General features: G+C 55.1%; 17 protein-coding genes. 5 read left to right on the top strand and 12 right to left on the bottom strand.

Features of this window, described 5'->3' with window-relative positions; translation table 11 throughout:
• The first annotated feature begins 41 nt into the window (after positions 1 to 41).
• The gene (gene uvrA / locus VF639_RS06080; RefSeq protein WP_331144997.1) at positions 42 to 3,062 is read left to right on the top strand and encodes an excinuclease ABC subunit UvrA; all 3,021 of its coding nucleotides are present in this window, start codon (positions 42 to 44) and stop codon (positions 3,060 to 3,062) included.
• Between the two features lie 74 nt (positions 3,063 to 3,136).
• Here the strand turns inward: uvrA and VF639_RS06085 are convergent, their stop codons facing one another.
• The 9 genes from VF639_RS06085 to queA form a co-directional block, all read right to left on the bottom strand.
• Positions 3,137 to 3,574: a hypothetical protein gene (locus VF639_RS06085; protein ID WP_331144998.1), complete on the bottom strand. Its 438-nt coding sequence runs from the start codon at positions 3,572 to 3,574 to the stop codon at positions 3,137 to 3,139.
• A 107-nt stretch (positions 3,575 to 3,681) separates the two neighbouring features.
• Positions 3,682 to 4,281 (bottom strand): DUF4142 domain-containing protein, encoded by a 600-nt coding sequence (locus VF639_RS06090; protein ID WP_331144999.1) that lies wholly within the window; start codon positions 4,279 to 4,281, stop codon positions 3,682 to 3,684.
• 148 nt (positions 4,282 to 4,429) lie between these two features.
• Complete coding sequence (locus VF639_RS06095; protein WP_331145000.1) at positions 4,430 to 5,113, bottom strand: TMEM175 family protein; 684 nt, start codon at positions 5,111 to 5,113, stop codon at positions 4,430 to 4,432.
• A gap of 134 nt (positions 5,114 to 5,247) precedes the next feature.
• Positions 5,248 to 5,904, bottom strand: a complete 657-nt coding sequence (locus VF639_RS06100; protein WP_331145001.1) for a DUF4142 domain-containing protein — start codon at positions 5,902 to 5,904, stop codon at positions 5,248 to 5,250.
• A gap of 56 nt (positions 5,905 to 5,960) precedes the next feature.
• Positions 5,961 to 6,203, bottom strand: a complete 243-nt coding sequence (locus VF639_RS06105) for a hypothetical protein (protein WP_331145002.1) — start codon at positions 6,201 to 6,203, stop codon at positions 5,961 to 5,963.
• Positions 6,204 to 6,238: 35 nt separating this feature from the next.
• Entirely contained in the window at positions 6,239 to 6,814 is a 576-nt protein-coding gene (locus tag VF639_RS06110) for a DUF4142 domain-containing protein (RefSeq protein ID WP_331145003.1), read from the bottom strand.
• 318 nt (positions 6,815 to 7,132) lie between these two features.
• The gene (locus VF639_RS06115; RefSeq protein ID WP_331145004.1) at positions 7,133 to 7,855 is read right to left on the bottom strand and encodes a TapB family protein; all 723 of its coding nucleotides are present in this window, start codon (positions 7,853 to 7,855) and stop codon (positions 7,133 to 7,135) included.
• A 141-nt stretch (positions 7,856 to 7,996) separates the two neighbouring features.
• Complete coding sequence (locus tag VF639_RS06120; RefSeq protein WP_331145005.1) at positions 7,997 to 8,707, bottom strand: 2-C-methyl-D-erythritol 4-phosphate cytidylyltransferase; 711 nt, start codon at positions 8,705 to 8,707, stop codon at positions 7,997 to 7,999.
• A gap of 139 nt (positions 8,708 to 8,846) precedes the next feature.
• Complete coding sequence (gene queA / locus VF639_RS06125; RefSeq protein WP_331145006.1) at positions 8,847 to 9,899, bottom strand: tRNA preQ1(34) S-adenosylmethionine ribosyltransferase-isomerase QueA; 1,053 nt, start codon at positions 9,897 to 9,899, stop codon at positions 8,847 to 8,849.
• Positions 9,900 to 10,107: 208 nt separating this feature from the next.
• Between queA and VF639_RS06130 the strand changes: the two genes are divergently transcribed.
• The 4 genes from VF639_RS06130 to VF639_RS06145 all read left to right on the top strand — a co-directional run bounded on the left by VF639_RS06130 (position 10,108) and on the right by VF639_RS06145 (position 14,644).
• A complete protein-coding gene (locus VF639_RS06130) occupies positions 10,108 to 11,370 on the top strand; it encodes an ABC transporter permease (protein WP_331145007.1) in 1,263 nt (420 codons plus the stop codon).
• Between the two features lie 357 nt (positions 11,371 to 11,727).
• Positions 11,728 to 12,591: an LOG family protein gene (locus VF639_RS06135; protein ID WP_331145008.1), complete on the top strand. Its 864-nt coding sequence runs from the start codon at positions 11,728 to 11,730 to the stop codon at positions 12,589 to 12,591.
• A gap of 164 nt (positions 12,592 to 12,755) precedes the next feature.
• Positions 12,756 to 13,400 carry an RBBP9/YdeN family alpha/beta hydrolase gene (locus tag VF639_RS06140; protein ID WP_331145009.1) on the top strand — a complete coding sequence of 215 codons (645 nt, stop codon included), beginning with the start codon at positions 12,756 to 12,758 and terminating at the stop codon, positions 13,398 to 13,400.
• Between the two features lie 65 nt (positions 13,401 to 13,465).
• The gene (locus VF639_RS06145) at positions 13,466 to 14,644 is read left to right on the top strand and encodes a lycopene cyclase family protein (RefSeq protein ID WP_331145010.1); all 1,179 of its coding nucleotides are present in this window, start codon (positions 13,466 to 13,468) and stop codon (positions 14,642 to 14,644) included.
• A 49-nt stretch (positions 14,645 to 14,693) separates the two neighbouring features.
• Here the strand turns inward: VF639_RS06145 and VF639_RS06150 are convergent, their stop codons facing one another.
• The 3 genes from VF639_RS06150 to VF639_RS06160 all read right to left on the bottom strand — a co-directional run bounded on the left by VF639_RS06150 (position 14,694) and on the right by VF639_RS06160 (position 18,204).
• Positions 14,694 to 16,559, bottom strand: coding sequence for a PAS domain-containing sensor histidine kinase (locus tag VF639_RS06150; protein ID WP_331145011.1), 1,866 nt, complete (start codon positions 16,557 to 16,559; stop codon positions 14,694 to 14,696).
• A gap of 85 nt (positions 16,560 to 16,644) precedes the next feature.
• Positions 16,645 to 17,094, bottom strand: coding sequence for a BLUF domain-containing protein (locus tag VF639_RS06155; protein ID WP_331145012.1), 450 nt, complete (start codon positions 17,092 to 17,094; stop codon positions 16,645 to 16,647).
• 888 nt (positions 17,095 to 17,982) lie between these two features.
• Positions 17,983 to 18,204, bottom strand: coding sequence for a DUF2795 domain-containing protein (locus VF639_RS06160; protein ID WP_022821757.1), 222 nt, complete (start codon positions 18,202 to 18,204; stop codon positions 17,983 to 17,985).
• Positions 18,205 to 18,208: the final 4 nt, after the last annotated feature.

Raw genomic sequence — 18,208 nt, forward strand, 5'->3', positions numbered from 1 at the left:
GGTTTTACCTACCTTTGCAGACTTATTCGCATCGCTAGTGCATGGCCAAAAAATCAACCGCGGCATCAACTGCTGCATCGCCTAAAGCTCCTAAAACACCCAAGGCCCCCAAGGCTACGGCAGCACCACAGAAAGCATCGACGGTGGCAGTAGCTCCGGTTTCGTTGCCTGCACTGGCGCCCTCCGCTTTGGCCAACGGGCAGCTGGCTGGTTCCGCTAGCAGCATCGAGTCGCCTTTCATTGAAGTGTACGGTGCCCGGGAGCACAACTTGAAGAACGTTTCCATCAAGATTCCGCGTGGGCGGCTCGTGGTGTTCACCGGTATTTCGGGCTCTGGCAAGTCATCGTTGGCTTTCGATACGATTTATGCCGAGGGACAGCGTCGCTACATGGAGACGTTTTCGGCCTACGCGCGGAGCTTCATGGGCGGGCTGGAGCGGCCCGATGTCGATAAGATTGAAGGCTTGTCGCCGGTTATCAGCATCGAGCAGAAAACCACCTCGCGCAACCCTCGCTCCACGGTCGGCACCATCACCGAGATATACGACTTCCTGCGTCTGCTCTACGCCCGCACGGCCGAAGCCTTCAGCTATGCCACCGGCGCCAAGATGATTCGGCAGAGCGACGACCAGATCATCAATTACATTCTGCAGCACTTCGATGGCAAGAAGCTGGTGGTGCTGGCACCCGTGGTGAAGGGCCGCAAAGGCCATTACCGCGAGCTGTTCCAACAAATTGCCAAGCTTGGCTTCACCAAAGTGCGCGTCGATGGTGAACTGCTCGACCTCACGGCCAAAATGCAGGTGGACCGCTACAAGATTCACGACATCGAAATCGTAATCGATAGGCTGGTGGTGAAGGAGGAAGACCGGTTCCGCCTGTCGGGCTCGGTGCAGAACGCCCTGACGCACGGCAAGGGCACGATGCTGGTGCTGGACCCCGACGAGAAAAACGCCGCCAAGAAAACGCAGTTCTTCTCGCGCTTCCTCATGGACCCCGTCACGGGTATCGCCTACGACGACCCGGCCCCAAACACGTTCAGCTTCAACTCACCCTACGGCGCGTGCCCGGTGTGCAACGGCTTGGGCGAAGTGCAGGAAATAACCGAGGAATCGGTGATGCCGGACCGCAAGCTGAGCGTCAGCCGCGGCGGTATCGCCCCACTTGGCGAGTACCGCGACATCTGGATTTTTCAGCAACTCAGCGCCATCCTGAAACGGCAGAAGCTAAGTTTGAGCACGCCGCTAGAGAAACTGCCCGACGACCTGATCGAGCGGCTGCTCTACGGTATACCCGAAGACGACGAAGCCGACCCCAAGAAGGCCAACTACGCCGAGCCGTTCGAGGGCATCATCCCGTTTTTGCGCCGGCAGATGGAATCCGATTCCGAGAACATCCGGGAGTGGATCCAGCAGTACACCCAAGCCAAAGAATGCCCCGAATGCCACGGCTACCGCCTCAAGAAGGAGTCGTTGCACTTCAAGATGGACAACAAGCACATCGGCGAGTTGTCGGTGATGGACTTGAACGATTTAGCGGATTGGTTTGAAGGCCTGGAGACGCGCCTTACCGACCGCCAGAACCTGATTGCGCGCGAGCTGCTCAAGGAAATCCGTAAGCGCATCGGCTTTCTGCTGGAAGTAGGCCTCGATTACCTGAACCTGCACCGCTCGGTACGGACCCTGAGCGGCGGCGAAAGCCAGCGCATCCGCCTCGCCACTCAGATTGGCACTCAGCTCGTGGGCGTGCTCTACATCATGGACGAGCCTAGCATTGGCCTGCACCAGCGCGACAACGAGCGGCTAATCAAGGCCTTGCAGCACCTGCGCGACATCGGCAACTCGGTGATTGTAGTGGAGCACGACAAGGATATGATTCTGCACGCCGATTACGTGCTCGATATTGGTCCGGGCGCGGGCATCCACGGCGGGCATATTGTAGCATCGGGTACACCGCAGGAAATATTTAATTCGGGCAGCCTTACCTCGCAGTACCTCAGCGGGCAGAAGCACATCGAGCTGCGCAAGAAAAAGCGGGTTGGTGAAGGCAATGAGCTGGTGCTGAAAGGTGCCAAAGGCCACAATCTGAAGAATGTGACGGTGAAGTTTCCGCTCGGCAAGCTCATCGCCATTACAGGCGTGTCGGGCTCCGGCAAGTCGTCGCTCATCCACGACACGCTTTATCCCATCCTCAACCAGCACTTCTTCAACGCCAAGCGCGAGCCGCTACCCTACGGTAGCATCGAAGGGCTGGACCTAATTGACAAGGTGATTGAGGTAGATCAGTCGCCGATTGGCCGTACGCCCCGCTCGAACCCGGCTACTTATACCGGTGTGTTCACTGAAATCCGGCAGTTGTTTTCGTCGTTACCGGAAGCCAAGATTCGGGGTTACGGACCAGGGCGCTTCTCGTTCAACGTGAAAGGTGGGCGCTGTGAAACCTGCGAAGGTGCCGGTATCCGAACCATCGAAATGAACTTCCTGCCCGACGTGCACGTGCCCTGCGAAACCTGCAAAGGCCGCCGCTACAACCGCGAAACACTGGAAGTTCGCTTCAAAGGCAAGTCCATTACCGATGTGCTCGACATGACTGTGGAAAAGGCTGTGGACTTCTTCGAGTTCCAGCCCCGCATTCTGCGTAAGATTCAGACGCTGAACGAAGTAGGCTTAGGTTACCTCACGCTCGGCCAGCAGGCTACCACGCTTTCGGGCGGTGAAGCGCAGCGCGTGAAACTAGCTACGGAACTCAGCAAAAAGGACACCGGCAAAACGTTTTACATCCTTGACGAGCCGACCACCGGCCTGCACTTCGAAGACATCAGCCACCTCGCCGACGTACTCCAAAAGCTAGCCGACAAAGGCAATACCGTCCTGATCATCGAGCATAATCTTGATCTGATAAAAGTAGCCGACTACGTCATCGATATTGGGCCTGAAGGTGGCGCGGCCGGTGGTAGTATTGTGGCCCAAGGCACGCCAGAGCAGGTAGCCAAGTCAGGAAAAGGGCATACGAGCCGCTTCCTGGCCGAGGAGTTGCGCACCAGCAAGTACGCCGAGGCATAGCAGCGCCTACCATTGGAGTCACAACGCCTGCCCTCAAACGTGAGAGCAGGCGTTGTGGCGTTGTGGCATATCGGCTAGTTACTTGTTACAGGTGCTTCTTCGATACGGCCGAAACGGAATTTGATGCCCCAACTCCCACGTAGCACAGTGCCATTTTCGCCGATACCAATTAGGGCTAGCTCGGAGTGAAAGCCTAACCGCTTCTTAGCAAATGGGAATACCACCGCTCCTACTGGCAGTACGCCGCCAGCCAAGCCGTTGGTGCGCGCGCCGAGGCCAGCGTACACGTAGTAATCTTCCTTGTTCACAAATTTGTAGTTCAGTGTCAGCTCTGGATTTAGGCTGGAGGTGAAAGCGTCGGTGCTCACCCGAAAGTCGGGGTGGAAGCGCCCGAAGTCGTAAGACGCCGCCACAAAGGGCAGGTTGGACTGGTGATACGCGACGTTGAATTGAGCGTGTGCTGCTATGCCGGGAGAGCCGACGAGCAGCATAGAGTAAAATAGTTTTTTCATGCTTACAAGCTAGGCAATACGGTGCTGTATAGTTTGTTGTGATATTATAAAAAAGCGCTTCGGCACAAGCTGAGGCGCTTTATAGTGTAAATATTTTGTGCCGACGGCTACTTCAGCGCGTTAACCTGCTCGAAGAGCACGGCCGTCTGGCTTTCATGCGCGCGAAGTATCGGCAGCATTTCCGTGACGTAAGCTAGCAACTCGGGGTTGGCTAGCTTGGTAGTAGCTTCAGCGTAGCGCTTCACAGTGCGTTGGTGCAGCGCCTTCAAGTCGCGCAAGTATTTTTTGTCGAAGCCTAAGTATTTCCGGTCGTCGATGTCGTCGTAGGTGGCGCGGTCTTCGGGGCTCATCATGGTGGGTAGAGCGATGCTGTTGCGGCTGGCAATGGCTTCTAGTTTCGTGCCGGCTTCACTGTGTTCCTGGTTCATCTTCTTGCCCCATTCCTTTACTTCCAACTCAATGGCTTTCTGTTGGGCCAGCTTGCCTAGCGATACTTCCAGCATGTTGGCACTGGCGGCAGCTACCGCAAACTCGGAATCGTATTTCAGCTGCTCTTTGGTGTAGGTCGAATTGGGCGCCAGGTTTTTGCTGCGCTTCTTGTTAAGCTTTTCGGCTTGCTTGGTTTGCGCCTGCGCGGGAGAGAAGCCCCCTATAATACTGCTAACAAGTAGCAGCAAGCTAAAGAACCAGTTCAATTGCTTTTTCATGGAAGCGAAAAATCAGGCGAAAAGACGAAGCAGTACAACGAAACAGACCTGCTAATAAGCAGACCGCTTTGTGCCTTATACTCAACAATAAGTCAGGAGTTTTGGCCTCGCCAATACCTCTTTACCTGCGCTTATTTTCCGTGGGTGCTCAGGCGGCCTGCGCTTGCAGTTCCTGCTGCTGATACTCCCGCTCCAGCCGCCGGTAGCGCCGACCGTACAACACCATGCAAACCACGGTAAGCATGGGCACTGGCCGTAGCAAGCTTGGATGCCAGAACGGTAGAAACGCCAGTCCTATGCTCAGCAGAAACACCAGCGGCGAGAGCAACGGCCGCAACGGGTCGAGGTCGGGGTGCTGCTGCTCGGCGGGGGCAACCACGCCGGCGGCCGGGCTGCGGAGGTAGGCCTGCATACGCGCCTGCATCAGCCCACTGAAAATGATATTCAAGGAATAAAGCACCCACGGCGTACGCAGCATAGGATACTCACTTTGGTAAGCGGTGGTAAACGGCATGAGTACGATGCTGAGCAGAAACACAATGTTCAGCCACAACATCCGGGGGCTGGTGCGCACCACAAACCGAAAAATGCGGTGGTGCGCTACCCAATACACAGCAATGATGAAAAAGCTGATCAGAAAGCCGATAAACTGGCCCGTAAGCTGTAGCAAGCCGCTGAGGGCCGCGTGTTCAGTGGCGTGGTGCAATTCCGGCACCTTCAACTCGATGGCGAGCAGCGTAATGGCAATGGCAAATACGGCATCCGTAAAGAGTATTACCCGCTCTAGCTGAAACGCCTCCCGTTCGTGCAAGGGTTTTTCGTTACCATCCATCCAGAAATAGAATCAGGCGGGAAGAGAAACCACCTCGATCCACTAAAGATAGCCCGCTAGCTATGTGCCAACCAAAAAAGCCGCTGCCTTATTGGGCAGCGGCTTTCTATACTAGCAGTATTGAAATCAAGAGCTTACATCATGCCTGAGTGTTCTTTCGACATGGTTAGGTGCTTCTCAATGACGGGCGTCGTCTTCGTAATGAAAGTTTGCAGGTCCGTGTCCTTGGTCATTTTCTGATGCGCGGCCATGGTATTCAGCGTTTTCTGGTGGTCAACTACCATCTGGTCCATGAACTTCTTTTCCAGCTCCTTACCCGAGAGCTTGCGCATTTGCTCGGCTATAGCCTTGTGCTCGGCGTCCATGTCGGTGGGCAGCGTCACGCTCTTTTTCTGCGCTATAGCTTTCAGGTCGGCCGTCGAGTTAGTGTGGTCGGTAATCATCATGTCGGCGTGGGTTTTGGCCATGCCGGTGGCGCCTTTCTCAAGCACAAGCTTGCTGAGCTGCATTTCGTTCTGGTCGCTGTGCGCCGCCGACTTCATGAAGGTGGGGTCGTCGGTGTGGGGAGCGGTAGGGCCGCTGGGGTCGGCCATGGCACCGCCGCCCGCTGCGCTGGCCGCCGCCGTGTCGCCGCCCATAGCGCCGGTGGCGGTAGAGTCCATCCCGTCGGTGTTGGTTGGGGCACTGCCCGTGGCAGTATCAGTGGTAGTGGAAGAGGTGTCGGCCGACTGACTACAAGCGCCGAGGGCCAGAAGGCCAAGGCAAGAGGCACTAAAAAAGAAGCGTTTCATAGCAGGATGCTGTTGAGATGTCGAAAGTAGAAGGTACTCGCTTTGACGAGCTTAGGTTATGGACGAGCTTGGCCCGTAGTGTCGGTAGCGGCCGCCGAATCGGCATCGGCCGACACCGTTGGGCCCGCATCGTTGTCGATAACCGTGGCATCGGCTTCTACTCCGCCTTCATCGGCCGCTTTGTCGATATCACTTACTGCTTCGCCAGCGGTACCATCGGTCCGCTTCTCGGCATTGCCGCAGCTACTAAACGAAAGAACGGCGGCCAGCGCCAGCAAGGAAAAAAAGTTGGTTTTCATGGGTGTAGTGGTGGTAGGTGGTAAGGGAAACAAGGTTATTTAGGCAGCTTATCGGCCGCTTGCTCGGCGGCCTCCCGGTGCCTTTTCAAGATGGGGAGATACTTAGCGGCAAAGGCCCGGATGTCGCCATCGTAGGCGTCGTCGCTCATGTCGTCGAAGTCATCGATGCTGCGCTTGTGGCCATCTTCCAGCAGGTCGAGGTACTTACGGTCGAAGGCCGGGCCATTCAGAGCGGATAGCTCACCAACAAGCCCAGCTTGCTCTTTACCTAGGCTGTTGGGTAACACAATATTCTTTTTGCCAGCTATAGCTTGTAAGTCGGTTTGCATGGGGCCATGCTCGCCAACTATAGTTTGAGCCACATATTTCACGTCGGGCGAAGTGGCTTTGCGCTGCGCTATCTGGCCTAGCTCTACATCGAGCATACCCATGCTGGCGGACGTTACCATGAATTCAGCGTCACGCTCCTGCTTTTCGGTTATGGCTTCATCGCCAATGCGCTTTTCATTCTGGAACTTGGCTTCGGCAACCGGGTCCTTGTTGCTTTCTCCTCCTGAGCAAGCCGTAAGTAGGGGCAAAGCCAGTAATCCAACTAATTGGAAACAACGCATGATTTCAGGTTTTAGTACAAGAGTGGGTGTTCAAGGATATACGGTAGGTTCAGCTAGCGGTTGGGGTGCAAGCGGAATAGAACCTGCCAGACTGAATCTGTTGGGATAAAACGCCTGCGGATAGAAGCCAGTACGCACTAGATTGTCACTCAAGGGGGCCAACAACGAGGGGCCCAATCCACATGGATTGGGCCCCTCGTTGTTGGCCCCCTTGAGTGACAGGTACTAATTATAAACTAAAGGATAAGTTGAAAAATGCAGTGGCCGATAGTAATACACACTGTTCTAATACTGGTTTATCGATAAAATACTTGGGGTTCATTTTGGCAGTGCTGTTAACAAGGTGTAGCTCATTAGCTTGTCTTTGCGGTAGGTTTCAGAGCGTACTACCCCCACGCCGGGTGCGTACCAATCTGCGGTGCGCATGTTCACCGGAATAGCTAGTCCGCCTATGCCTACCTTCACTTGCATGTCTTGCACCACTTTGGTGCAAGCGAAGCTGCCGGCCGCCGTTTTTATGGTTTCGGTGCTCTCCACGTGGCGGTTGCTGATGTTGATGGTAGTTGTGGAAATGGCAACACCACTTTTTTCGTCGCGCAAAACAGCCGTCATACTACCATTTTTGAGCTGTGTTCCGGGCTTGAGCACTGCTGGCAATTCCAGAAAGTCGCCGGTTACCTCTGCTTGCATGGTATTTTGTGGGCTACCCAAGGTCATTTGCGGGCTGAGCATGGTGCGCATATCGAGGCGTACTACACCAGCCTCACATTCCACGGTGTAATCACTGCTGCTACCCGCTTTGCCTTTCTTGTCGGTAACCTGCTGGTGAATAACTGCGGTGGTCTTGCCTTTGCTGGTCTTGGCTTGGCGTACCTCCTGCATGATCCGACCCGTAAGTTGGTCGTGGTTGTCATAAGCGGTTAACTCGTACACTCCGCCTTTACGCAAGTCGTAGTATAAACCACAATCCTGACCTTTTACAGCAGGAGCCACCACAACTGTAACGAGCAGCAAAAACGAAAGAAGCAGTGGTTTTTTCATGATCAGGCGCCCGGCTAAGTACCTACAGGCAACGCTGCTAAGGTACTTTGTCCAACAGCGCAGCGGTATCGCATATACATGTGAGGAAGTTAGTTGCCTAACGCCACGGGCTATTTCACCTACGCCGTACGAGACGAAAGTCTACTTGCTTTCTTGCCGCAGGAGCACTTCTGCCAGCAGCAAATCTTCGGGCGTAGTGATTTTGAGGTTGCGGTAGTCACCCGGTACCAAGCGAATGGGGTGGAGGTCTTCCACTACGCTGGCATCATCAGTAAAAGTAGCCAGCTCGGGTAGTTGGTAGGCACGGCGCAGCAACCCAATTTCAAAGCACTGCGGCGTCTGTACCAATCGTAGCCGGGCGCGGTCCAGCGCATAAGAGCCCTGCTGGCTTAGGCCCCTCACCGAATCTTTGGGCGGCACCGCGGCAATGGCCGCGCCGTGCTCTGCAGCGGCCGCAAAGGTGTTTTCAATAACCGCCAGCGGTGTCAGTGGCCGCACGCCATCATGCACAGCCACTACGCCCGTTTCATATCCGGCCAGCTGCCCCAACCCGTTGCGCACCGAAGCCCACCGCGAAGCGCCGCCCGCCACTACAAGGTGCGGAATCTGCACTTGATAGTCGGCACAGAGTTGTTCCCACGTTTCGAATTGGTCGGCGGGCAATACCACGACTATAGCGTCTACCCTCAGTTGGGGTTCAGCAAACCGGCGTAACGTATGGAGCAGCACAGGTTCACCATTCAATTCTAAAAACTGCTTGGGCCGGTCGGCTCGCATGCGTGTGCCACTGCCGCCCGCCACCAGAATAGCATAGCGTTGTAAGGGAGAAGGGGAAGAAGTGACGGGTAGCAAGTGCGCTGCGATGATAAAGTGAGAAGCGAAAATCGAAAGGCAGTCCGCTGGTAAAAACAAAGGCCCGGCCGTTTTCAGGGGCCGGGCCTTCGAGTAGCCAGTAAAAGGTAAGGCGACGTAACGTTGTCACCTACAGGCCTTACAAAATCAGCATAGCGTCGCCGTAACTGAAGAATTTGTACTTCTCTTTGATGGCTAAATTATAGGCTTCAATAAGCAAGTCATAGCCAGCAAAAGCGGCGGCCATCATCATCAGGGTGCTTTCCGGGGTATGGAAGTTGGTGAGCAGCGTATTGGCAATCTTGAAATCGTAAGGAGGGAAGATAAACCGATCAGTCCAGCCTTCGTTGGCCTTCAAGCGCGAATTAGCCGACACCGACGACTCCATAGCGCGCATCGAGGTAGTACCTACTGCGCACACGCGCTTTTTAGCATCGAGCGCGCGATTCACTACCGTGGCCGAAGTGCCAGGCACAATGAAATTCTCGGAATCCATCTTGTGCTTGGTCAGGTCTTCCACATCCACGGTGCGGAAAGTGCCCAAGCCCACGTGCAGCGTAACGGGTACTACTTCCACCCCTCTGATTTCGAGGCGCTTCAATACCTCGCGGGTGAAGTGCAAACCAGCCGATGGCGCGGCTACCGCACCTGTGTGCTTGGCGTAGATGGTTTGGTACCGCTCTTTGTCGGCTGGCTCAGCGTCGCGGGTGATGGATTCGCGGGGCAGAGGAGTTTCCCCCAAATTGTGCAGCGCTTTGTAGAACTCCTCGTCGGAACCGTCGAACAAGAACTTGATGGTCCGGCCGCGGGAGGTGGTGTTGTCGATAACTTCGGCTACCACTTCGCCTTCGTCATCGAAGTAGAGCTTGTTGCCAACCCGGATTTTACGCGCAGGGTCAACGAGTACGTCCCATAGGTGAATTTCTTTATTGAGCTCGCGCAGCAGGAACACTTCAATCTTAGCGCCGGTTTTCTCTTTGTTGCCGTAGAGGCGAGCCGGAAACACTTTCGTGTCATTCACCACGAATACGTCGCCTTCGCCGAAGTACTCGATAATTTCCTTGAACATGCGATGCTCAATTTTGCCACTGTCGCGGTGCAGCACCATCAGGCGCGATTCGTCGCGGTTCTTAGCCGGGTGCTGAGCAACCAAGGCTTCGGGCAAATCAAACTTAAACTCGGAAAGCTTCATAGAGGCGGGTAGGCAAAGGCAATAGCTAGGGAAGCTAAAGAAAATTTGAGTCGGCGAAAGTACGTAACCTAGCTTGATTTATCGTTACTTTTCGCCTGGAAAGGTGAAATTGTGAAGTTGTGAAATGGTGAATCGGATGTTCTGTCGGTGCCATTTGTGTTGACCAAAAAATCAAGCTCACCATTTCACAACTTCACAATCTCACCTTATGAAAGCTCTGCGTCTGACTTTAGAAAGCTTCCGCTTCGCGTGGCAAGCCCTCAAAGCGAATTTGCTGCGGACTGTGCTTTCCCTGCTTGGCGTGACGGTCGGTATTTTCGCCATCATTGCCGTTTTCACCGTGGTTGATTCTCTCGAAGCCAACGTGCGCCAAAGCATGAGCTTTGTGGGCGACAAGGTGATTTACGTCATGAAAATGCCTTGGACCTTCGACCAGCCTGATTATCCGTGGTGGCGCTACTTCCAGCGGCCCGCGCCCACCGTGCGCGAGTTCGATCTGTTGCAGCGTAGCCTCTCCAACAACCAGCGCGGAGTAGCTATTTACGCCGCTACGGGCGGCAATACTTTGCGGGTGGGCTCCAACAGCATGCAGGATTGTGCGCTCATGGGCGTCACCTACGACTACCGCAACATATCGGACCTGCCCATTGCTGAAGGCCGCTACTTTACCACCCAGGAAATGGAGTCGGCTCGCAACGTGGCCGTTGTCGGTGCCGATATTGCCGACAATCTGTTCCCAAACGGCTCGGCGCTAGGCCAGGAGTTCAAAGCGCGCGGGCTGACGTTCACAATTATCGGCGTCGTGAAAAAAGAAGGCAAAAAGCTTCTCGATACGCCCAGCAATGATACCAACTGCGTTATTCCCTTTGGCTCCTTTACCAAAATGTTCACCCTGAGTAGCAATGGCCTAACCGGCGTGACGCCTACCATTGCCGTGAAAGGACGTGAGGAAGATGCCGGGTTGCTGGATCTGGAGTACGAAATGAAGGGCTTGATGCGCAATATCCGCACCCTAAAGCCCCGCGAGGAAGACAACTTTGCCCTCAACCGCCCCGAAATGCTAACCAACATGATCGGTAAGCTCTTTTCGGTGATTGGGGTAGCCGGAGGCGTGATTGGTTCGTTTGCTATGTTGGTGGGCGGCTTTGGCATTGCCAATATCATGTTCGTGTCGGTGAAGGAGCGCACCAATATTATAGGCATTCAAAAGTCATTGGGGGCTAAGAACTACTTTATTCTGTTTCAGTTCCTGTTCGAGGCCATTTTCCTGTGCTTGATTGGTGGCGCGGCCGGTATCTTGTTGGTGTGGCTGCTTACCCTCGTGCCCCAGGATATTACACCTATCAAGCTCTCTGGCGCCAACATCACTTTGGGCCTCACCGTATCAGTGGTGATTGGGGTGCTGGCGGGTATTATTCCGGCGGTGCTGGCCGCTAATCTTGATCCGGTTATCGCTATCCGAAGCAAATAAGCGGGAGCAAACAATCATTTTTCTTAAGTTGACATCCGCTGACCGAGCGCTTTACTATGCCTGGCCAGCCGAGCATCTTGGGTGTTGCTGCCGGACCGGTAGCTCACGAATTTGGGCGCATTGCGTTAGTTCATGGTACAATGGGTACTGTGGCTAAGCAGCAAAAGCAACTTGTGGCTTAAGCGGGGCAAGCTTTTTTGAAAGCACAACCATCACGCTATGTTAACAAATTGTTAATTTGCACGCCTGTACTTTTGGCCGCTCTGTTTGCGTGGAGCGGCTTTCTCTTTTTCAAATTCCCCAATCGTAGCAACCTGGGTTTCCGCCAGTCTTGCCGTTTTATGTAAGTAAGCAGTAATGTCTAAGCTCAAAAAAACCAGCCGTACCAAGGACTCCGACGAGGCGCTGAATGCCGGTAGCGGCCAAACCATCCGGCAGCCGGATGTCAACAATAATAAGGTCACCAGCATTAGCGACATCCGGGAGCAAACCCACGGCGTACGGACCTTGCAGCTCGACGACGAGCAGCGCATCCGCAAAGCCTTTGTCGACAAAGACTGGAATGAAATCAAGATTGCCGACTCCTGGCAGATCTTTAAAGTAATGGCCGAGTTCGTAGAAGGCTTCGAGAAGATGTCGAAAATAGGGCCGTGCGTGTCTATTTTCGGTTCGGCTCGCACCAAGCCAGAGAATCCCTATTACCAGATGGCCGAGGAAATTGCGGCCAAGCTGGTCCGCCACGGCTACGGCGTTATCACGGGGGGCGGCCCCGGCATTATGGAGGCCGGCAACAAAGGCGCTCGTTCGGAGGGTGGCCGTTCTGTGGGCTTGAACATCGAGCTTCCCTTCGAGCAGTTCAACAACATCTACATCGACCCCGACAAAATCATCAACTTCGACTACTTTTTTGTGCGCAAGGTGATGTTTGTTAAGTATGCCCAGGGCTTTATTGGGATGCCCGGCGGTTTCGGGACCCTTGATGAGCTGTTTGAAGCCATTACACTCATTCAAACCAAAAAGATCGGGCGCTTCCCTATCGTGCTGGTGGGCACTGCTTATTGGAAAGGGATGTTCGAGTGGATAGAACAAGTGATGCTAAACGAAGAGCACAATATTTCGGCCGAGGACATGCACTTGGTGCAGCTGGTAGACGACGCGGCGTCGGCCGTAAAAATCATTGACGACTTCTATTCAAAATACTTGCTTTCCCCCAACTTCTAAGAACACGATACGTGTTGCTAAAAAGCCAGCTCTCCATAAGGAAGAGTTGGCTTTTATGTTTATATTCAATGTATTATATGAATTATGTTTCAATCCTGTTCAGAGAAAAATTTGATTAAATCAAATAAATAGTATTTTAGAGCCCACCCTAAAACTTCCAAATCATGGAGCATGCTTCTACCATCAAAGAGGTTCGAGACGTGTTTATAGTGCCGCGTTGGGCTGGCGCGCCTGACGATGACTGGTATCCCTGGCTAGCTGAGCAACTGGCGTCGGTAGCCGCCGAGGATGGTTTCGACTATCGAATTCATAAGTTGGCTATGCCCGCGTGGGAGCTGCCCGTTATCGGACAAGCAATCGAGTATCTGCAGCAAGTGCTACCAGCTACTTCGCTGAATTCTAAAGTGATACTGGTGGGCCATAGTGTAGGCTGCCTGGCTATTCTGCACTACTTGGCCAGCGTAGCCAAGGAGAATCCAAATGCTGAGCAAGTGGGCGGGGTGCTGTGCGTGGCCGGCTGGTTTTCTGTAGACAGCCCTTGGCAGGATATCCTTAATTGGATGGATGCGCCTATCGACTATGAAGCAGCGCGCCGCCTCATTCCTCGCAACAAGCTGGTTGTGCTGCTCTCCGATGATGACCCGTACACCTCGGGCTACCAGGAAAACGAGCGCCTTTGGGTGGAGCGGTTGCATTCGCAAGTCAGTATTCTACCGGGCCGGCAGCATTTCAGCGCTCAGCTCGACTTTGATGTGCGCGATGCGGTGCGCGACTTGGCCGGCGCTACGGCGGCTTTAACGCCAACCTAGCCAAGTGAGAAGTACGGTTGCTCTGCTACCTTGCAACAACCACTACTTTCAAGCGGTTACCTTCTGTGGCAGCATCTTTCGAATACGATTATCTGATAGCCGGGGGCGGGGCAGCAGGGCTAAGTTTGGCTTATTATATCAGCCAGGAGCCTCGGCTAGCCGACAAGCGCGTGCTGATACTAGAGCCTGAAACCAAAAACCGGAACGACCGAACCTGGTCGTTTTGGACCGATGCGCCCACGCCGTTTGATTCTATTGTGGCCCACGAATGGGGGCAGCTGGCTTTTAGAAGTCCCGGGTACGAGCAAGTTTTCAACTTGACGCGGCACCGCTATAAAATGATTCGGGGGCTGGATTTCTACAATTTTGTGGGGCAGGCGCTAGCAGATACGCCGCAAATCGTGCGGATGCAAGGCACAGTAGAAACGCTGAACAACACACCTACGGGCATAACGGCCGAAACCAGTGCGGGCACCTTTACGGCTCGCTATGCTTTCGACAGCCGCCCGCCGCAGTTTCAGAAACGTCCGGATAAGTACCGCTACCTGCTTCAGCACTTTGTGGGGTGGGAGGTGGAAACCTCTCGCGACGTTTTCAACCCGCAAACGGTGGAGTTTATGGATTTCCGGGGTGAGCAACAGCGCGAAGCCCGGTTCATGTACGTGCTGCCGTTCAGTGAGCGGCGCGCCTTGGTGGAGTACACCCTGTTTTCGGCCGAAATACTGCCCAAAGTTGAGTACGAGGCGGCCATGCGCAAGTACCTGGGAGAGCTAGGCATAACGGATTTCCGCATCGAGGCCGAAGAAGTGGGCGCCATTCCCATGACTGATCATCCTTTGCCGCCAGCAGAAGGGCGCCACATCATCAACCTCGGTACCCGAGCCGGCCGGGCCAAACCGAGCACGGGCTATGCGTTCAAGCGGATTCACGCCCATTCTGCCCACTTAGTCCGGGCGCTGGCGGCTACCGGCCACCCGCCCACCAACCTAACCGGCGACCAGTGGCAGTTCAGTTTCTTCGATACGCTGCTCCTCGACATTATGCAGCGCCAAGGCGAACACACGCGCAACGTGTTCACCGAACTGTTCACCCGCAATACCCCCGAGCGGCTCTTCGACTTTCTGGACGAGCGCACCTCTAGCTGGGAAAACCTGCAAGTTCTGAACTCGGTAACGCCGGGCCCTTTCCTGCAGTCGATTGCGCACGTGCTCCGCGGCCGGCCGGGTCGGAGAACAACCGAGTAAGTGGCAACTATGTAGCTAAGTGAGGGTTGCGAGCTGCTTGTAGCGTGGCTTATCCCTCGAACCAATGCACCGTGAAGGTAGTGCCTTCGCCTATTGTGCTCTTCACCTCCAAGTGGCCGTTCCGGCTGGTGATGATGCGCTGCACCAGATAGATGCCGACCCCGGCGCCTACCACGTGCGGATGCTGGCGCGCAAATGGTTGGAAAACGGGCGTTGGCACATCAGGCAGTATCATGCCCAGGCCATTGTCTTGCACGGTCAGGATAGGCTGGTTGGTAGTTGAGAGGCTGCTTTGTACCGTGACGTGCGGCGGCCGGTCGGGGTGGGAGAATTTGAGGGCGTTGCTAAGCAGGTTGTGCAACACAGAGCGGAGGTTGGCCCGGCCGTAAGTGAGCATGGGGGCCGCCTCGAAGTTTAACTCCACCTTGGCTTCCGATTCCAGTACCTGTGCGCGCAAGCCGAGCAGTACTTCATCGGCCACGCTGCGCAAATCCAGCGCCTCGGTGGGCGCGGAGAGGCCCCGCTGGTCTTGTACAGTTGCCGCCAGGTCTTGCAGGGTAAGATCGAGCTGCCGCAGTGCTTCGTCTACCATCGTCAGGATCTGGCTTTCCTGCGGGTCGTTGAACGAGGCACTGCGCCGTAGCTCGTCGAAGAGGCCGCGCAGGTTGAGTAGGGGCTGCTTTAGGTCGTGAGAAGCGGTGTACACAAACGTATCCAGGTCGCGGTTGGTGCGGGCTAGCTCGTCGTATTGGGTTTGAAGCACCTCGCGCAGACGGTGCTGGTCGTCTACGTCGGTGCAGGCCCCAAACCAGCGCAGGCCACGCCCGTCGGTGAGTTGCCGGGCCCGGATGATGTGCCACCGGTAACGCCCGTCGTGGCGGCGCATCCGATACAGGCCCTCGTACGGCTCGCCGGTAGCGACGCTGTGCACCCATCGGCGGGCGGCGCCGGCCTGCTCGCTTGGGTCCAGCAAACTGATCCAGCCGGTGGGGCCCAAGTCCTGGCCCGGCTGCCCCGAATACTCTTCTGAGTACTGATTGTAGTAATCAACAAAGCCTTCGGCGGTAGCCGTCCAGATCAACTCGGGAATACTATCGGCCAAAAACCGTAGCTCGGCTTCGCCGCGGCGTAAGGCCTCGGCTAACTCGCGCTGGTCGTGAACTTCGGTAAGGGCTCCGTGCCAGAACACCGGTTTATCGGGGGCATGCAGTTCAGGCAGAGCGCGACTTAGCACCCAGCGGTATTGGCCGTCGTGGCGGCGCAAGCGGTATTCGTAGCTCCAGCCGATGCCAGCGGTGCGGGCGGCTTCTGTTTGGTAGAGTACCCGCAGCCGGTCGTCGGGATGAATAAGCAACGGCCACATGGCATTGAGGTCGGCAGTAGGCGGCTGGCCGGTGAAGTAGTACCACTGGGGGCTTACGTATTCGTAGTTGCCCCTGGCATCAACGGTAAACGTAATTTGGGGCACCGTTTCGGTTAGTACCCGTAAGCGCGTGTCGAGGCGCCGGGTTTCGATGGCCAACTCGTGGGTGCGTTGCCGCGCCTCTTCCTGCCCCGTCACATCGACGGCAAACAGCAGCAGACCGCTCACTGCGCCGCCTCCTTCGCGCACGGGTTCCAGCGCAATATCGAAGTAGCGGGGGCGGGGCGGTTCGTTGTTTACGCCCGGTAAAGGCAGGCCATAGGCTTTGGCTACATACGGCTGACCACGGCGGTAGACTTCCTGCATTACCTCCAGCAGATCAGCCGGCAAGTTACCTGGCTGCTGGGCCACTAGCTGACCTTCCGCGACAGATGCGCCTAGAACCGCCTGCATGGCTTCGTTCACGAAACCATACCGCAACTCGGGGCCTTGCAGCGTAGCGACACCGGCCGGCATGTGCCGAAGGATGTCCTGCAGTTGCTGTTCACGCATAATCAGTAATTGAATAAGCAAAAAGGTACACCGCTGCCAACATTAAGTGCAGCGTGTAGGCAAGGCCTTGATAGGTAAAGGCCATCTACGCTTGCGGCACGGCCGAGTTGAAAGCGGAATCGGCCCCAAATACGGCCATCCGCACTAAATCTACCAGGGTGGCATCCGCAATGGTAAGGGTGCTAGGGGCCGGAGGAATATTGTGGGGGTGAAAGAAACCTTGTAGGGTCTCAAATCCGGTGGATTCCAGGGGGTGAAAGGCCATCGACCAGTCCGAAAAGCTGCGCACACTAATAGGTTTGCTTACCAGCTTAACCACGTTGGAATGGCGACCATCACGGGCAATTTTCTCGAACAAGGGCTCCAGCATTTCGGCTTCGCCCTCAATGAGCTGGGCAATATTGCCGTGGCTATAAAACAACACCCCCGTTACGTTGTGCCGGGCATTGTCGCGGCGGCATTGGTCGAGCAACAACTGCAGGTCTTGGTCGGAGAGCGGACGCACAGCCCGGCTGATATAAACAATGTGAATCATGCGGAAATTAACTGCGCAACTTTGTCTGCAGAATTGTACGAGGTTCTAGGGAATAAGTAGAAGCTCGTCAGTGGAGGGTCTAAAAAAAGTGACGTGCTGCCGACGGATTTGAGAAAGATGACTGTTAAGTGTTAGGAGCTTGATGAATTCATTATGAAGCACAGCTTCTCGAAATGCACTTTCATCTCTTGATGCCATACACGCACGGCCTGCTTGGTTGCCACTGCCCCGGCCACTTTCTCTTCAATGAGCAAGGATGCACCGGATGAGGTTGGCAAATTTAAGCCTGAAATAGCTACGACAAAACCACAGGACGCCTTACACACCAATAACTATTGTGAAGTTAGCCGGCAGAGGCACTGGTTAAGCTCCCGGAAAGCCTGTGGCGGCCTGTATGGGGTCAGTCCTAAGGGGCTGCACGGAGAGCCGAGGACACGACAAGCCGGCAGCATAGCTCGGGTAGGAGAACAGGCGCTAATGGGCTTGCTGTAGCGGCCCGGCATACTAGCTCACGCCTCTGAGCGAAAAGCTGACAATGGTGCGTCGAGGCAAACAGATTAGCCACAGCTAGTTTACCAGGCCACGCGGGTATTGGCACGCTAGGCTATTGTGGCCGCTGAGAGGCAAGTTGCATGACGGTCAGGTGTCCTTACCTACTCGAACCGGCTCTTATCAGGGCCCGAAATAACGTGTTTTCGCCCCGGCCAGTAGGGCCCACCGCGGCTATAAAAGAAGGCGAGACGGAGCGGGTACCACCAAAAAAAGATTGCGGAGTAGAACGTGTCGTTCGTACTCCGCAATCAAATCTTTCGTGCTTCGTGATGAAGGCTTAGGCCTTAGAAGTCAAAACACACTACGTGTTATAATCTTCTTCCTAGGCACTAAATACTAGTATTCGTCTTCGTTGAACATGAAGTCTTCCTTGGTCGGATAATCCGGCCATACTTCTTCGATGCTCTCGTACGGCTGGCCGTCGTCTTCCAGGGCTTGCAGGTTTTCCACTACCTCCATGGGCGCGCCCGAGCGGATAGAATAGTCAATAAGTTCATCCTTGGTGGCGGGCCAGGGAGCATCTTCCAGGTACGAAGCGAGTTCCAGCGTCCAGTACATAAGC

It is taken from the genome of Hymenobacter sp. (assembly GCF_036387835.1).
Taxonomy (GTDB): Bacteria; Bacteroidota; Bacteroidia; order Cytophagales; family Hymenobacteraceae; genus Hymenobacter.

Coding starts and splice junctions, on each gene's coding strand:
- uvrA (WP_331144997.1), top strand. CDS start 42: ATGGCCAAAAAATCAACCGCGGCATCAACTGCTGCATCGCCTAAAGCT.
- VF639_RS06085 (WP_331144998.1), bottom strand. CDS start 3,574: ATGAAAAAACTATTTTACTCTATGCTGCTCGTCGGCTCTCCCGGCATA.
- VF639_RS06090 (WP_331144999.1), bottom strand. CDS start 4,281: ATGAAAAAGCAATTGAACTGGTTCTTTAGCTTGCTGCTACTTGTTAGC.
- VF639_RS06095 (WP_331145000.1), bottom strand. CDS start 5,113: ATGGATGGTAACGAAAAACCCTTGCACGAACGGGAGGCGTTTCAGCTA.
- VF639_RS06100 (WP_331145001.1), bottom strand. CDS start 5,904: ATGAAACGCTTCTTTTTTAGTGCCTCTTGCCTTGGCCTTCTGGCCCTC.
- VF639_RS06105 (WP_331145002.1), bottom strand. CDS start 6,203: ATGAAAACCAACTTTTTTTCCTTGCTGGCGCTGGCCGCCGTTCTTTCG.
- VF639_RS06110 (WP_331145003.1), bottom strand. CDS start 6,814: ATGCGTTGTTTCCAATTAGTTGGATTACTGGCTTTGCCCCTACTTACG.
- VF639_RS06115 (WP_331145004.1), bottom strand. CDS start 7,855: ATGAAAAAACCACTGCTTCTTTCGTTTTTGCTGCTCGTTACAGTTGTG.
- queA (WP_331145006.1), bottom strand. CDS start 9,899: ATGAAGCTTTCCGAGTTTAAGTTTGATTTGCCCGAAGCCTTGGTTGCT.
- VF639_RS06130 (WP_331145007.1), top strand. CDS start 10,108: ATGAAAGCTCTGCGTCTGACTTTAGAAAGCTTCCGCTTCGCGTGGCAA.
- VF639_RS06135 (WP_331145008.1), top strand. CDS start 11,728: ATGTCTAAGCTCAAAAAAACCAGCCGTACCAAGGACTCCGACGAGGCG.
- VF639_RS06140 (WP_331145009.1), top strand. CDS start 12,756: ATGGAGCATGCTTCTACCATCAAAGAGGTTCGAGACGTGTTTATAGTG.
- VF639_RS06150 (WP_331145011.1), bottom strand. CDS start 16,559: ATGCGTGAACAGCAACTGCAGGACATCCTTCGGCACATGCCGGCCGGT.
- VF639_RS06155 (WP_331145012.1), bottom strand. CDS start 17,094: ATGATTCACATTGTTTATATCAGCCGGGCTGTGCGTCCGCTCTCCGAC.
- VF639_RS06160 (WP_022821757.1), bottom strand. CDS start 18,204: ATGTACTGGACGCTGGAACTCGCTTCGTACCTGGAAGATGCTCCCTGG.